Raw genomic sequence first — 13,687 nt, forward strand, 5'->3', positions numbered from 1 at the left:
ATTCGTATAATAAAATGAAGTTTTGTTTCTCGTGGGAAAATGCTTGAGCGTTAACAAATATATGTTTTGCCGATACTCTTGTAAGTATTGTTGCGCATTCTCATCAAATCCTCACAATCTTTTGGTATCGTCTTTAATAAATGGTTATTTGTCATTTAGAAGGTGTGAATTTACGAGAAGGTGTGTGAGGATATGAAAAAAACTTTTGTGTGTTTCTCTCTTGTTATCATTTTCATACTCAGTGGATGTGCAAATGATCAATCAAACAGTACTTCAGTTAAAAATCCAACTGAATCGAAACAGCATGAAATGGATCATTCGCAAATGAATCATTCTAATATGGATCACTCTAGTAGTGATGAACTTCCTAAGGGATTAAAAAATGCCATAAATCCAAAATATAAGGTTGGCAGTAGAGTTAGAATATTAGATAGTCATATGACAGGAATGAAAGGGTCGATAGCTACTATAGTAGGTGCTTATGACACAACCGCTTACATTGTTTCTTACAATCCTACAACAGGTGGACCAGTTGTAAAGGATCATAAATGGGTAATCCAAGAGGAAATTCAAAATGCCAGTAACCAACCCCTAAAAAAGGGAACAGCAGTAAAACTAAATGCGGATCATATGAAAGGCATGCAAGGCGCAACAGCTATTATTGAATCTGAGGAAAAGACAACCGTATATATGGTGGATTATACTCCTACAACAGGCGGACCAATGGTAAAGAATCATAAGTGGGTAACAGAAGAGGAACTTTCAACTAATTGAGATTTTATATTTAAAAGTGACAAGTCTGTCAGTTAGCAGGCTTGTTTCTCTTTGTAAGTGAAATAGATAGAAGGAAGGGGTAGGTTAAATTTGCAAAATGTACTAATTGTAGACGATGAGGACAAAATTCGAGACGTTTTGGCCTCGTATCTAGGTCAAGCGGGATTTAAAACGTTAGAAGCAGTAAATGGAAAAGAAGCATTGCATATTGTTCATGAAGTACAATTGGATTTTGTTATTCTCGATCTTATGCTGCCAGATGTTTCTGGTGAAATAATTTGCCAGCAGATAAGAGCATTATCTCCAATTCCAATTCTCATGCTAACTGCCAAAGTATCGGAATCAGATCGAATAACAGGATTGTCTATTGGAGCAGATGATTATGTGATAAAGCCTTTTAGCCCAAAAGAAGTAGTGGCTAGGGTAAAAGCAATTCTTCGACGTTCCAAACATGATCTACTAACAAATAAAGTGGTTTTTCGAGATGGGGAACTAGTTATTGACGTGGGAAAGCAAATGGTTTTAAAACATGGAAAAGAGGTTCATCTAACACCGGGTGAATTCAAATTACTAGTTGTTTTAGCACGTCATCCAAATCGACCTTTCTCTAGGGAAGAATTGATTGGGAAAGTTTTTGGGTTTGATTATGAAGGCGATGACCGAATCATTGATCAGCATGTCAAAAACTTACGACATAAAATAGAAGATAGCCCAAAGAAGCCTCGATATTTAACTACCGTCTATGGTTTAGGTTATCGATTTATGGGAAGGTAACTTATGGAGAAATGAAAAAAAAATTATTATGGACATTCATCACTGTGGCATCTGTCATGGTAGCTTTAGCAAGTGTCATTTATTTGATTGAGATGCACCATCATGTATCGATGTATCAAAAAAAATTCCCTTTACCAAACTCACATCAAATCTATTATGATTACCATTTTGAGCAAGCGATCATTCAATCTACTGTATGGACAGCAATTGGGACTATTTTTTTAGCTGTTTTGGTCAGTTATTACATAGCAAATCGGATTTCTTCTCCCTTGACAGAAATGAGACATGTAGCAGAACAGATGATCAAAGGTAATTGGGAGTCACGAGTGAAAGTAAAAGGTAATGATGAAGTAGCCAATTTAGGGGAAGCATTAAATGTATTGACCTCTCAGCTACAAGAACATGAGGTGCTAAGACAGCATCTCACTTCAGATATCGCACATGAACTTCGTACTCCATTAGCTACATTAAAAAGCCATATGGAGGCATTCGAAGATGGGGTTTGGAAGCCGACACCTGAACGGATTCACTCCTGTCAAGAAGAATTGGATCGCTTGATACATTTGGTTGGAGATTTAGAGCAATTAACCAAAGTAGAATCTCCAGGTTTTAGCCTAAAATGTAAAGAAGAAAATTTAGTGGACATTGTAAAGCAAATATTTATTTCAATGGAAGCGAACTTTAAACGAAAACAAGTAAGGTGGAAATTAGAAGCACCTCATCAAGCCATCGTATGGGTAGATCGAAATCGAATGTCGCAAATCATTATCAATCTATTAACTAATGCACTAACTTATACACCTTCTGGTGGTATAGTTACGATTTCAATTATCATAATAGAAAAGAAAGTAAAGATAATAATCCAAGATACCGGTATAGGTATACCAGATGCTGAATTAGCGAGAGTTTTTGAACGTTTTTATCGAGTAGATAAGTCAAGGAGTCGTAAGCTGGGCGGAAATGGAATCGGATTAGCTATTGTAAAGAAATTAGTGGAAGCTCATAAGGGTATAATCAGGATAGAAAGCAAAGTAGGAGAAGGAACGAGTGTTACGATTTCTATTCCTACAGCTAAATGAAGCTATCTTATCTAACATTGTATGGAAACAGGAAAAGGAGTATGAAAATGGATCTAGGATTAAAGGGTAAAGTTGCGTTAGTTACAGGCGGCAGCAAGGGGATTGGTTTACATACAGCTATACAACTTGCTAAGGAAGGGGCTGATGTAGCAATTTGTGCTAGAAATCAAGCATCACTAGAGGAAGCAGCAGAGCAAGTCAACCAGCGGACAGGTTGTAAAGTATATTATTTACTAGCGGATATGGCGAAAAAAGAAGACTGTGAAAAAATCGTACAGCAAACAGCTGAACATTTTGGACGATTTGATATCTTAATTAATAATGCGGGTACCTCTTCTGCAAATCCCTTTGAACAAGTAGAAACAGAACTTTGGCAGCAGGATCTGGATTTAAAGTTATTTGGGGCTATCCATTGTTCACAGCATGCCATTCCTTTTATGCGTCAAGCGGGAGGAGGTGCGATTGTAAATGTAACAGCAGTTATTGCCAAAACACCTCCAGCATCTTCTTTACCTACAACTGTTAGTAGGGCGGCAGGAATGGCTTTAACGAAAGCGATGAGCAAAGATTTAGGGAATGATAACATTCGTGTTAATACCGTTTGTATTGGATTGATCCGCAGTGATCAAATCGAAAAGCGATGGAAACAACAAGCACCAGAACTAAGCTGGGAACAATTTTCGACCAAAGCCGAGCACCAAATTCCACTTGGTCGTATTGGGGAGACAGAGGAAGCTGCCAAAGTGATTGCTTTCCTAGCATCAGATGCAGCCTCTTATGTAACGGGAACATCGATCAATATCGATGGCGGTGTTTCAGGAGTTTTGTAATTGTACTAATGTTTTAGAACAAAAAAGTGACTCTATGTGCATAAGTAGTCACTTTTTTGTTGTATAGTTGCTTCCTGTATATAGCTAGGTTGGACGGATCACATGGAATGCGATTCGTCCAGCCCCAACAGCAGGTTGACCTACTGCTGCGATGCACCCAGAACCATGTGCCAAGTGTGGATGGCAGATCGCTGGTCCGGCGTGAGTTTCTTTGCTTCCAGATGTGTGAAGAAGGAGACTTCACCCTCGTTCTGAGTAACAAAGTACAGCGTACCGTCATGGATGAAGCTTTGATGTTGTTCCTCTTGAGGGTCAGAAGGTAGCTCTTCACACGTTCCTTGTAGAGATCCTTCTGAGAGACTTGAGAAGCGAGGAGTTTCGTGAAACGTTCTCCTTCGGACTCGAAGTCTAGCTCTGTCGGGGTGAGGTACTCCTCCTCATCAGGAACGACGAACCGAAGAACGCCTTCTTCTTCCTTGAAGGTGAAGAGGAATACTCCGCTTTCTGCCAACCCCCGAGCCACTTGTATGAGTTCGTTGTGCATGCGCATTCCTTTCACTGGAATGGGACGGTTGTCTTCCTCATTAAGAGGGAGTATCAATAGTATATAAAAATTGAATATTCCGATCAATCTTACATAAGGAAAAAGGAGTTAAAATGTATTTTTTAGAGATAAAAACTTCATTTTTTTAAATGCTTTTTAAGTTATTTAATTGTAATATAACAATACAAGATGCTATCCTTAGTGAGAGTGGTACCATGATGATTTTCGAAATAAGTTTGCTTTTGGTGCTTTTGGCACTGACTGTACTCTTTGAGCGTGCCAATGTGTCTCGAATTTGGGGATACATCTTTGGAGGCTTCTTTACGGTCGGGTTTCTCTACTTCTTTTTCACCCTTCCGAGGTAGGAGCCAGGCCAACTCGTTTAGAGTTTGGCCGCAGTAAATTAGCTCTTTGTAGCTCTATATAAGTAGAAAAGAAGCTAGCAATTGCTAGCTTCTTTTCTAGAGTTTTACTTTATATTTTTTTCCTCTGTTTTTTTCACCAAGATACGTTCAATACTCTGTTTGTTTACTTTCTCAATAATAAAGGTAGTATTTCTCCAGACTAATTCTTCCCCAACACTAGGTATCCTTTCGAATTGAGAGAATAACCAACCACCAATGGTATCATTTTCATCATCGTCTATCTGAAGGTGAAAATATTTATTCACATCTTCAATTAATAATCGAGCCTCAATCGAAACTCCCTTTTCTGTATCCTGAAAGAAAGGGCGTTCGTTATCGAATTCATCTTGAATTTCACCAAATATTTCTTCGATGATATCCTCTATTGTGACTAAACCAGATATACCACCATACTCATCAACTACAATTGCCATGTGACTTTTTGCTTTTTGCATTTGCATAAAGGCATCTTTTATTTCAATTGTTTCAGGAATGAAGTGTATAGGGCGCATAAGTGACTGGATTGGGATATTTCTTTTCTCTTTGACTATTGTTTCAAAGAAATCTCTAAGAAGAACAACTCCTAAAATCTGGTCTTTATTTCCATCATAAATAGGGAACCGGGTTAACTTTGTATGAAGTATGGTTTCTAAATGTTTTTCGGAGGAGTCCCGTATATCTAACCCAATTATTTTGATGCGAGGCACCATGATCTCACGTACGACGCGATCCGTAAATTCAAATACATTATCAAAGAGGGTGAGTTCTGCTTTATCAATAATGCCGCTTTTATGGCTTTCTTTGATTACCATCCGAATTTCTTCTTCTGTATGTACTTGTTGATGATCATCTTGTAGTTCTATTCCGAGCCATTTAAGAACAAAGTTGGCTGAACTATTTAAAGCAATAATGAAAGGTTTAAATACAATATAAAACCAATGTAGTGGGGTAACCGTCCATAAAGTTGTTGTTTCAGAACGGCGAATAGCTAATGATTTTGGAGCCATTTCGCCTAAAACAATATGCAAAAAGGTGATAACTGAAAAGGCTATGACGAAAGATATGGTGTGGTTCAACCATACAGGTAGATGAAAATAGTGAAAGAAAGGTTCTAATATTTTTGCAAGTGTGGGTTCTCCGATCCAACCTAGTCCAAGTGATGCGAGCGTGATACCAAGTTGAGTAGCGGAGAGATAAGCATCTAAGTTTTTCAAAACAGTTTGGGCCATTTTTCCCCGTTTGGTCATGATTTGGGCAATGCGGGTTGTGCGTACTTTTACCAATGCAAATTCTGCTGCGACAAAAAAGCCATTTAATAGTACCAGTATAAAAACTAAGACTAAATTTAAGATGGTAGATGTGACGGTGTCCATTTTCTGAGTTTGTCTCTCCTCGGTTTATTTCATATACATTTATCTTACACAAGAATAGTAGAAAATAAAAATAGCCAAATAAATGGTTGAAGGTTGATTAAAATAGGTATGAGATAAAATAAGGTTGAAATAGATGACAATTCATAATTTAATATGTAAAAATAATATCTTATAATATAAAATGTATACGAAAACAAAGATTTTTTGTAGATAAGAAAGGATGTCATCATGACGAAACAGATCAGAAGGTTAAGTATCGTACTCATTTTGATGTTATTATTTCTATCTGCTGCTTGTGGAAAGTCTTCGGAAGAGGCAGCACTAAAGCAAACAGTTGAAGATAATTTTCAAGCTATGAATGACAAGGATCTTACGAAGTATATGAGTATGTTGTCGAAAGATGCTGATCCAAATGTCATTACTCAGACGGAAAGTACAATGAAAAATGCGTTTGAAAATTTTGATCTTCATGCAACTCTGAAAAGGTTTAAAGTTATTTCTATTGATGGTGATACTGCTGTGATTGAAGTAGAACAAGATACGATTAATAGCAACGATAATCCTCAATTTAAAAATAATCGCATCATAGCGGAACATACTCTGAAAAAAGAAGATGGTCAATGGAAATTCAAATCTACCGTGATCCGATCAGCAAAACAGATCGATAAATCAGGAAATGTAATTGGGGAACTACAATAAAAACAAAAACCAACCTCTCTATTTTTTAAGTAAGGTTGGTTTTTAGTTTGTTAAAGAAATACTGTTATGATTATCTTTTTCGAAGTTGTTACAGAATTGACACTCCTTACGGCTGAAGCCGTAGGATTCTTGGGACGGTAGTCTTAAGACTACTTCATTACCAAAGCTAACCCCGTGAGCCCCACGGTTGAACTGAGTTTTGTTACAACAGGCTCTATTTGTGATTTATATTATTAATATGGATATCAGTGTTCCAGTCGAATTTATAAGAAAGAATAAATAGGTGATGAAATTGGATAAAAAGCAATTCGATAAACAAGATAGATTATTATTCTGGACTTGTATGATCATTGCTGTTGTAATGGGATTGTCTTTTGTTAGTAAATTTTTTAGAGGAGAAAAGACTATTGTGGAACATTAGGATTGGGATATCCATGTGACATTTTGTAAGAAGGAAAAGTGCCATTGGGCATGTGATTTACATGGTATCCTATCAGTTGATAGGAATACTCAACCAAATTCTTTTCTTTGTATATGTATTACATTAAAAGAGATTTTACTAGCATCCATACTTTAGGTATAATAGAGCAGTGTGGTAAGTGTGAATTTACAACCTAAAAAATTATTTACCAATATATGACGTTAACCTCTAGCTGAGCAGACCTGAAGGGTATACGCTCATTTTTATTGTTCCTTTTTTTTATTTGGAATTCGGATAATAACTTTTTCAACAGGCAAGTTATAGTGTTCACAAATGCGATCAATTGTTTCCGTAGTTACATTCCCGTCTTTCCAGATGCGTTGGTATGTGCGGGCGTTGAGGCCTAAATCTTTCGCTAGGTCTGTTTTTTCTTTTCCTTCACCTGCCATCCACATACGAAGGGGTTTAAATGATATCATATGTACTCTCCTTTGTGCTGAAGAACAATTTTTTTGTGTAATAGTGCAAAAAATAAGTGCTGGAGCGTTGATTATTGCATACTATATAGTATAATCTGAAACCAGAATCAACGAAAGGATGAGAATGTTTTGAAAGATATTGAGCCATGGGGAACTTGATCTACCCAAAGTAATCATAGTAGTGACTACGGATGGCTAATGATATGCTGCAAATTCAACTCCCTTCTAGATATAGCTTTACTGCATCTTCGCGAATGATAAATTGATATACATGTTTGTTATATGTTCTCATAGGTATAAAAATAACTCTTCTCAGTAACAGAACAGAAATTCGATTTTCTACGAGTTGAATGGTTAATCCGTAATGAATGAAAGCAGAAAAACTACTCTTTCTTGAGTAGTTTTTCTGCTTTCTAACTAGATTTACGCTGTGAAGGTAGTTTAACTTGAATAAAAAATGAAGAGGAGTGGTGACATGCAAAGTCACAAGGCAGTCTTCTTGGATCGTGATGGAACAATAGGAGGAGGAAAAACTGTTCAATATCCTGGTGAGTTTATTTTATTTCCATATACACTTAAGTGTATACACTTTCTAAAACAAGCAGGTTTCTTCGTTTTTACTTTTACGAATCAACCTGGGATTGAAAGAGGTGAGGCACAGCTTGGGATGTTTGAGAAAGAATTAGCATCATTTGGATTTGATGCACTATATATTTGTCCTCATAAACCAGAAACAGGATGTACTTGTCGGAAACCTGGTACAGGTTTATTAGAGCAGGCAGCGAAAGATTACCAATTGAACTGGGATGAATGTTTTGTTATCGGAGATCGCTGGTCAGATATGGTAGCAGGAAATCGAATGGGATGTCATTGCATTCTTGTACGGACAGGTGCTGGGATGGAGGCATTAAGGGAATATCGACATAAATGGATGGAAATAGAACCTGACTATATAGCTAATAACTTAGAAGATGCTGTGCAATGGATTTTAGAGCAAGATTAATCATCTCTTGCAAAGGACATTTCTTTTGCTGCTAATGTTTGTTGTAGTTGAGTTAACGTTTTTGCCCCTCATTCCATGTAGTTGGTAAGCTTGGATTCTGTAACTTCTGTGGATTGTTCAAGATGTATATGTCCAGCGTTTATCAGTACGCGTTGTACTGTTTGCTAATTTAAAACTGTTTCACTTCCTTTTAAGTGAGTCAAGCATCTTAACTGAGGAGAGAACTATGGAAACCAAGATACAATTTTTAGGAACTAGTGATTCTCAAGGAGTACCGAGAATGTTGTGTAGTTGTGCTGTATGCAAAAGCACAGACAATAAAAGAAGTAGGCCTAGCGTTTTTATTCATACGAGCCGAAAAATATTAGTTGATGCTTCACCAGACTTTCGCCAACAATTTATTGATGGTGATCTCTGTATTCCTGATATCCTTTGTATCACCCATGCACATAATGATCACATAGCTGGATTAGGTGATCTTGCGGATTTATGTTTTTGGCACGAATCGAAGTTGACCATTATCAGTCCTCCTGATGTCATAGATATTTTGAAACAACGATATCCCTACCTTACACCAAAAAGAAATATATTTTTCACTCCTCTTCATCAAATGGATGTAGATGGTGTGCATATTTCTTTTCATCGTGTGAATCATGGAAACAATGGTTACTCTTATGGCATAAGATTTTCCAATCAAACGAGTAGTTGGGCTTATGTGTCCGATGTTATAAACATGACTACTGAGCAAATGGTACCATTCTATCACCTCTCCCTATTAATTTTAGGTGCTTCTTACCTAGATGAATCCAATTATCCATTTCAATATAAACGGTCTATTTATGATGTAAGAGAGGCTTTATTACTAAGAGAAAAGCTACAACCAGAGAAACTGATTTTAACTCATATGTCACACAATATTGATATCACAAAAAATATTTTGCCAGAAGGTGTTTGGTTTGGAAAAGACGGGATGTGTATTATGCTCTAAGTGGCTTTATGGCGTCTAAGATTAAGGATACGAAACCTAATTTACCCTTTTGATTCCGATGATCAAACGGAAAAGATCGATAGATAACTCCATCATTTGGATTCCAAGGATAATGATGAAAATGACCATTTTCATCGCAATACTCTAATAATTTAGTTTGGAATCCAGCTGTATGAAACATTTTTTGTAATGTTTGGTAGGTAAATACGATTTGGTGAGTAGCAGCAGGGTGGTCTTTTGGCCCAGGTCCACCTATTTGGACAAGCTGTTGATACATTTGATCCGGAAAATTTCCATCTGGAACAGCACATCGGATGTAGCCGCCAGGTTTCAAAAACTCAAAACAAGTTGTAGCAGCTTGTATTCCTTGTTCATATGTTAGATGCTCCCATACATGTTCTGCTAAGATAGCTGAGATATTATTTTTTTCAAATTGTTCTAGCCAGTGACCTCGATTAAGAAGATCTAAATCGTCTTTTTGAGTATGTATCCAATCAGGATTATTTCGGTAAGAACTAGCCCCGATAACAATACGGATAGAAGAAGATTTCATTTTCCTCACCTCATAGGAAGATTTTCAGAGGGAAATATTATCTATTACCTTAGTCAGGTCTGTCTGCATATTTTCTTTTAACCAATAAGATGCCTTCCTTTCCAATCTTTAAGTAAATATTCTATTCATGATATGATAAGCTTAGCAAAAAAAGTGGACAATCAAACTGAATAGGTCCATTCCTATTTTAAACCATAAGGGAGAATGAAAATTAGTATGGAATCTGACCCTACTGAAGGAGATACAATCATCGAAGAAATTAGTGAAATTCAATTGGAAAAGAAGGTCAATTCATCAAAAATAAACATTCTACAGATCCCCGAATCCTTCAAAGTGATTGGAATAGGTACAGATGCGGCTGTAGTACAGCATGAATCTGACTCGGATACAGTTTACAAGATTTTTGTAGAAGAGGCAGAGTGGAAATGTGAAGTTGAGTTTTCGATTTATGAGCAATTAAAGGATTGTATGACATATGCAACCTGCTATGAAAAGGGTCCTAATTTTTTAAAACTATCTTATGAGAAAGGACCCACTCTTTATCAATGTTTAGAACAAGGTATTGTGATAAACCCAGAAGTGATCGAAGAAGTGGAGCAAGCCCGTGAATACGCAAGGAAACAAGGGTTAAATCCAAGAGATATCCATTTAGAAAACGTAATATTTCAAGAAGGCCATGCGAAAATAATCGATGTTGCTGAATATCGGAAATCTGGAAATGACTATCGGTGGGAACATTTGGTTGAAGGTTATCATCTATTCTATACTTTAATAGAAGGACGACAAATTCCAACTTTTTTAATAGAAACTGTGAAGAAGTTGTACAAGCAAGAAGAAGATCTTGTTCAGTTTTTTTCAAAATTAAAAGATCTTTCTCCTTTCTAAGGAAAACAAAGCTGCCCATTTATTGGGTAGCTTTGTTTTTTTAACTTTATGGCTTTAGCCAGTTGTGCACGATTTTTGTGCACAATGATTCCTTATCTTCGATTTTTAAGGGTGGCAAACGAAAAAACAAATAGAAAAAGGAAACAGAAACAAGCAATAAAACCAAATCCACCAAAAATATTGGAGGCAGAAGTGAAATGGCCAAATCCTAGTCCTATTCCCATCACGGCAATATTTGTACCTAGTGATTGAAATGAATCAATGGTAGCTCGCATATTTGCGTCTATCCGATGATGGAGATATCCAGAAACAAGTGGAACCACCATGCCAGAAACTAGAAATAATAAACCAAAGACGATTAAACTTGTAATATGGTGTACAAGTGAAATATAGGCGAATCCAAAAATAAATATGGTTTGGATAAAGATTAAGATGGATGTTGGATGGAAATGTTTTTGCATCAGAGGAACGAACAAGTATCCAGGTATTTGTAGAAGCATGCAACTAGCCGAAAACAGGCCAAAGTAAGCAATTGGAATTTGCAGTTCAGAGAGATAGAGCTGCCAAAATTCATGAATAAAATTTAAACTAGCTCCCAAGACCATGCCCGCAGAGATAATAACTAACACATGTGGTTTGCTTCGAAAAAAGAGCAAAGAGGACTTTGTATAAACCCAAATAGAAGGTGGAAGGGAAGTAGATCTTGTTACCTTTGGTTCTATAAATAAACAAGAGACACCAAAAGCAACTAGGCTACTGACGAAAGAAATCCAGTAATTTATCTCCAAAGGATGAGTGTTTGCTAACCAACTACCACTCAAGGCTCCTAAAATTGCCCCTATGAGTTGACTCACTTCCATCATACCTATTTCTTTTTCGAACAGGTATTCCTGTCTTCTTTCTTGTAGAGATTCATATAAAAGCGCATTTTCCGATCCACTTTGGAAAGAGTAACTAACACCTGTTAATATTACGACAATAACAAAATGCCAAAACTGTGTAGCGTAAATTAAGAGAAAAAATTCAAAACAGCACAATAGAGCACCAACCACAAGCATCTTTTTTCGACCCCATAGGTCTGCTAAAACTCCTGTTGGTATTTCCAAGATTAAAATAGTCAGAGCATAGAGAATTTCTGTATAGATGACTTGTTGAACAGTTACTCCTCTTTGTTCCCAAAACAATCGTTCGATGACATAAGCTGGTATGAACGATTGAAAAAAACAAAAAAATCTTAGTTTCCAAACATTTTGCATCCCTTTTTCCTCCTTTTGATGATGGATAAACCATTCAAAAGGGAGGAGGACGAGATAGGTGGGGGATTAATTTTTAGTTGGGTGGGCGTATGTTCCTCATGTTTTTCTCCTTTCGTATTATGTTTATCATATCATTTTGGTGGAAACTTGAATCTATTATGAAATCAAGGTACGATGTTTTTGCTGTCAACTTGATGGTTTTTCGGTATACTATAATAGAAATTAGTACTAGGTCTTAATTTTATCTACATATCAAAATTGAATGAGAGAGGATTAAATAAGATGATCGTAAAACCAAAATTTCGTGGATTTATTTGTACTACTGCACATCCTGAAGGGTGCGCAAAAAACGTGCAAGAACAAATTAGTTATGTAAAAAAACAAAATAAAATAGAAGGACCAAAAAATGTACTGGTAATCGGTGCTTCTACAGGATACGGTTTAGCATCCCGTATCACTGCTGCTTTTGGTTCAGGAGCGAGTACAATTGGAGTATTCTTTGAACGACCAGCATCAGGAAAACGTACCGCAACTGCGGGTTGGTACAATACAATTGCATTTGAAGAAGCAGCAAATGAAGCTGGAATATATGCGAAAAGTATTAATGGAGATGCTTTTTCTGATGAGATCAAGCAACAAACCATCGACTTGATCAAACGGGATTTGGGGCGAGTAGATTTAGTTGTATACAGTCTCGCTTCTCCGGTACGTGTACACCCAAAAACAGGAGAAAAATTTAATTCTGTTATCAAACCAATTGGAGAGCCATTTACAAATAAAACGGTAGACTTTCACAATGGGGAAGTCTCTGAAATCACAATTGATCCAGCAACAGAAGAGGAAATTAAGCATACAATTGCCGTGATGGGTGGAGAAGATTGGCACTTCTGGATGCAGGCTTTGCAAGAAGCTGGGGTCTTGGCTTCCGGTGCGAAAACAGTTGCTTATTCTTACATCGGACCTAAAGTGACGCAAGCAATTTATCGGGAAGGAACAATAGGTCAAGCTAAGAACGATTTGGAAGCAACTGCAAAGACGATTCAAGAGGAATTAAATCAAATTGGTGGACATGCTTATGTATCGATTAACAAAGCACTAGTTACCCAATCCAGTTCTGCAATCCCTGTAGTACCATTGTATATATCTCTTCTCTATAAAGTGATGAAAGATCAGAATTTGCATGAAGGTTGTATTGAGCAAATGTATCGGCTTTTTGATGATCGCTTATATGCTGGTGAGACACCATTAGATGAACAAGGACGTATTCGTTTGGATGACTGGGAAATGAAAGATTCTGTGCAAGAACAAATTTCCAAACTATGGGATCAACTGACGACAGATAATCTTAAGGAGATCTCTGATATTGAAGGATATCGTAAAGAATTTTTCCAGTTGTTCGGTTTTGATCAACCCGAAGTTGACTATGAAGCTGAAATAGATGTTGTGAAAAGTATTCCAAGTATTGCTGAGTGATTTTACCAAAAGACTCCCTATTACGGGAGTCTTTGTACTGAACCCCAAAAGTTGAACTAAAAATTAAGCCGCAAGCTGGTTGGAATGAATCCTGTATTGAACAGGGCTCATACCAGCCAGTTTTTGTTTTATCCGTTTGTTGTTGTAGTAGT

At 36.9% G+C, this 13,687-nt stretch carries 14 protein-coding genes; 9 read left to right on the forward strand and 5 right to left on the reverse strand.

Annotated elements, in window-relative coordinates; genetic code table 11:
* Positions 1-192 precede the first annotated feature (192 nt).
* The 4 genes from MK805_RS17230 (at position 193) to MK805_RS17245 (ending at position 3,457) form a co-directional block, all read left to right on the forward strand.
* On the forward strand, positions 193-774 hold the full coding sequence (locus MK805_RS17230; RefSeq protein ID WP_240877158.1) for a YdhK family protein: 582 nt from the start codon (positions 193-195) through the stop codon (positions 772-774).
* A gap of 90 nt (positions 775-864) precedes the next feature.
* The gene (locus tag MK805_RS17235) at positions 865-1,548 is read left to right on the forward strand and encodes a response regulator transcription factor (protein ID WP_240877159.1); all 684 of its coding nucleotides are present in this window, start codon (positions 865-867) and stop codon (positions 1,546-1,548) included.
* 11 nt (positions 1,549-1,559) lie between these two features.
* Positions 1,560-2,627 carry a sensor histidine kinase gene (locus MK805_RS17240; protein ID WP_240877160.1) on the forward strand — a complete coding sequence of 356 codons (1,068 nt, stop codon included), beginning with the start codon at positions 1,560-1,562 and terminating at the stop codon, positions 2,625-2,627.
* A gap of 47 nt (positions 2,628-2,674) precedes the next feature.
* Entirely contained in the window at positions 2,675-3,457 is a 783-nt protein-coding gene (locus MK805_RS17245; protein WP_240877161.1) for an SDR family NAD(P)-dependent oxidoreductase, read from the forward strand.
* A gap of 1,013 nt (positions 3,458-4,470) precedes the next feature.
* Here the strand turns inward: MK805_RS17245 and MK805_RS17250 are convergent.
* Positions 4,471-5,778, reverse strand: a complete 1,308-nt coding sequence (locus MK805_RS17250) for a hemolysin family protein (RefSeq protein WP_240877162.1) — start codon at positions 5,776-5,778, stop codon at positions 4,471-4,473.
* A 228-nt stretch (positions 5,779-6,006) separates the two neighbouring features.
* Between MK805_RS17250 and MK805_RS17255 the strand changes: the two genes are divergently transcribed.
* Positions 6,007-6,477, forward strand: coding sequence for a nuclear transport factor 2 family protein (locus MK805_RS17255; protein ID WP_240877163.1), 471 nt, complete (start codon positions 6,007-6,009; stop codon positions 6,475-6,477).
* A gap of 684 nt (positions 6,478-7,161) precedes the next feature.
* On the opposite strand, the gene MK805_RS17260 is transcribed toward MK805_RS17255, so the two are convergent.
* On the reverse strand, positions 7,162-7,377 hold the full coding sequence (locus tag MK805_RS17260) for a helix-turn-helix domain-containing protein (RefSeq protein WP_240877164.1): 216 nt from the start codon (positions 7,375-7,377) through the stop codon (positions 7,162-7,164).
* Positions 7,378-7,852: 475 nt separating this feature from the next.
* On the opposite strand from MK805_RS17260, the gene MK805_RS17265 reads away from it, so the two are divergent.
* Positions 7,853-8,380 (forward strand): HAD-IIIA family hydrolase, encoded by a 528-nt coding sequence (locus MK805_RS17265; protein WP_240877165.1) that lies wholly within the window; start codon positions 7,853-7,855, stop codon positions 8,378-8,380.
* Positions 8,381-8,606: 226 nt separating this feature from the next.
* Positions 8,607-9,368 (forward strand): MBL fold metallo-hydrolase, encoded by a 762-nt coding sequence (locus MK805_RS17270; RefSeq protein WP_240877166.1) that lies wholly within the window; start codon positions 8,607-8,609, stop codon positions 9,366-9,368.
* Here MK805_RS17270 and MK805_RS17275 read toward each other — a convergent pair.
* The gene (locus MK805_RS17275; RefSeq protein WP_240877167.1) at positions 9,358-9,921 is read right to left on the reverse strand and encodes a class I SAM-dependent methyltransferase; all 564 of its coding nucleotides are present in this window, start codon (positions 9,919-9,921) and stop codon (positions 9,358-9,360) included. The genes MK805_RS17270 and MK805_RS17275 overlap by 11 nt on opposite strands.
* Positions 9,922-10,125: 204 nt before the next feature.
* Between MK805_RS17275 and MK805_RS17280 the strand changes: the two genes are divergently transcribed.
* Positions 10,126-10,806 (forward strand): serine/threonine protein kinase, encoded by a 681-nt coding sequence (locus MK805_RS17280; protein WP_240877168.1) that lies wholly within the window; start codon positions 10,126-10,128, stop codon positions 10,804-10,806.
* A gap of 92 nt (positions 10,807-10,898) precedes the next feature.
* Here the strand turns inward: MK805_RS17280 and MK805_RS17285 are convergent, their stop codons facing one another.
* Positions 10,899-12,062 (reverse strand): MFS transporter, encoded by a 1,164-nt coding sequence (locus tag MK805_RS17285; RefSeq protein WP_240877169.1) that lies wholly within the window; start codon positions 12,060-12,062, stop codon positions 10,899-10,901.
* Positions 12,063-12,344: 282 nt separating this feature from the next.
* Here MK805_RS17285 and fabV point away from each other — a divergent pair, with 282 nt between their 5' ends.
* Positions 12,345-13,535 carry an enoyl-ACP reductase FabV gene (gene fabV / locus MK805_RS17290; protein WP_240877170.1) on the forward strand — a complete coding sequence of 397 codons (1,191 nt, stop codon included), beginning with the start codon at positions 12,345-12,347 and terminating at the stop codon, positions 13,533-13,535.
* 63 nt (positions 13,536-13,598) lie between these two features.
* On the opposite strand, the gene MK805_RS17295 is transcribed toward fabV, so the two are convergent.
* Positions 13,599-13,687: IS3 family transposase (locus tag MK805_RS17295; RefSeq protein ID WP_240877173.1), on the reverse strand; the 89-nt coding region annotated here is incomplete at its 5' end.

This window comes from Shimazuella soli (assembly GCF_022511585.1).
Lineage (GTDB): Bacteria > Bacillota > Bacilli > Thermoactinomycetales > Thermoactinomycetaceae > Shimazuella > Shimazuella soli.

Coding starts and splice junctions, on each gene's coding strand:
- MK805_RS17255 (WP_240877163.1), top strand. CDS start 6,007: ATGACGAAACAGATCAGAAGGTTAAGTATCGTACTCATTTTGATGTTA.
- MK805_RS17275 (WP_240877167.1), bottom strand. CDS start 9,921: ATGAAATCTTCTTCTATCCGTATTGTTATCGGGGCTAGTTCTTACCGA.
- MK805_RS17250 (WP_240877162.1), bottom strand. CDS start 5,778: ATGGACACCGTCACATCTACCATCTTAAATTTAGTCTTAGTTTTTATA.
- MK805_RS17230 (WP_240877158.1), top strand. CDS start 193: ATGAAAAAAACTTTTGTGTGTTTCTCTCTTGTTATCATTTTCATACTC.
- MK805_RS17265 (WP_240877165.1), top strand. CDS start 7,853: ATGCAAAGTCACAAGGCAGTCTTCTTGGATCGTGATGGAACAATAGGA.
- MK805_RS17285 (WP_240877169.1), bottom strand. CDS start 12,062: ATGCAAAATGTTTGGAAACTAAGATTTTTTTGTTTTTTTCAATCGTTC.
- MK805_RS17280 (WP_240877168.1), top strand. CDS start 10,126: ATGAAAATTAGTATGGAATCTGACCCTACTGAAGGAGATACAATCATC.
- fabV (WP_240877170.1), top strand. CDS start 12,345: ATGATCGTAAAACCAAAATTTCGTGGATTTATTTGTACTACTGCACAT.
- MK805_RS17240 (WP_240877160.1), top strand. CDS start 1,560: ATGAAAAAAAAATTATTATGGACATTCATCACTGTGGCATCTGTCATG.
- MK805_RS17270 (WP_240877166.1), top strand. CDS start 8,607: ATGGAAACCAAGATACAATTTTTAGGAACTAGTGATTCTCAAGGAGTA.
- MK805_RS17245 (WP_240877161.1), top strand. CDS start 2,675: ATGGATCTAGGATTAAAGGGTAAAGTTGCGTTAGTTACAGGCGGCAGC.
- MK805_RS17260 (WP_240877164.1), bottom strand. CDS start 7,377: ATGATATCATTTAAACCCCTTCGTATGTGGATGGCAGGTGAAGGAAAA.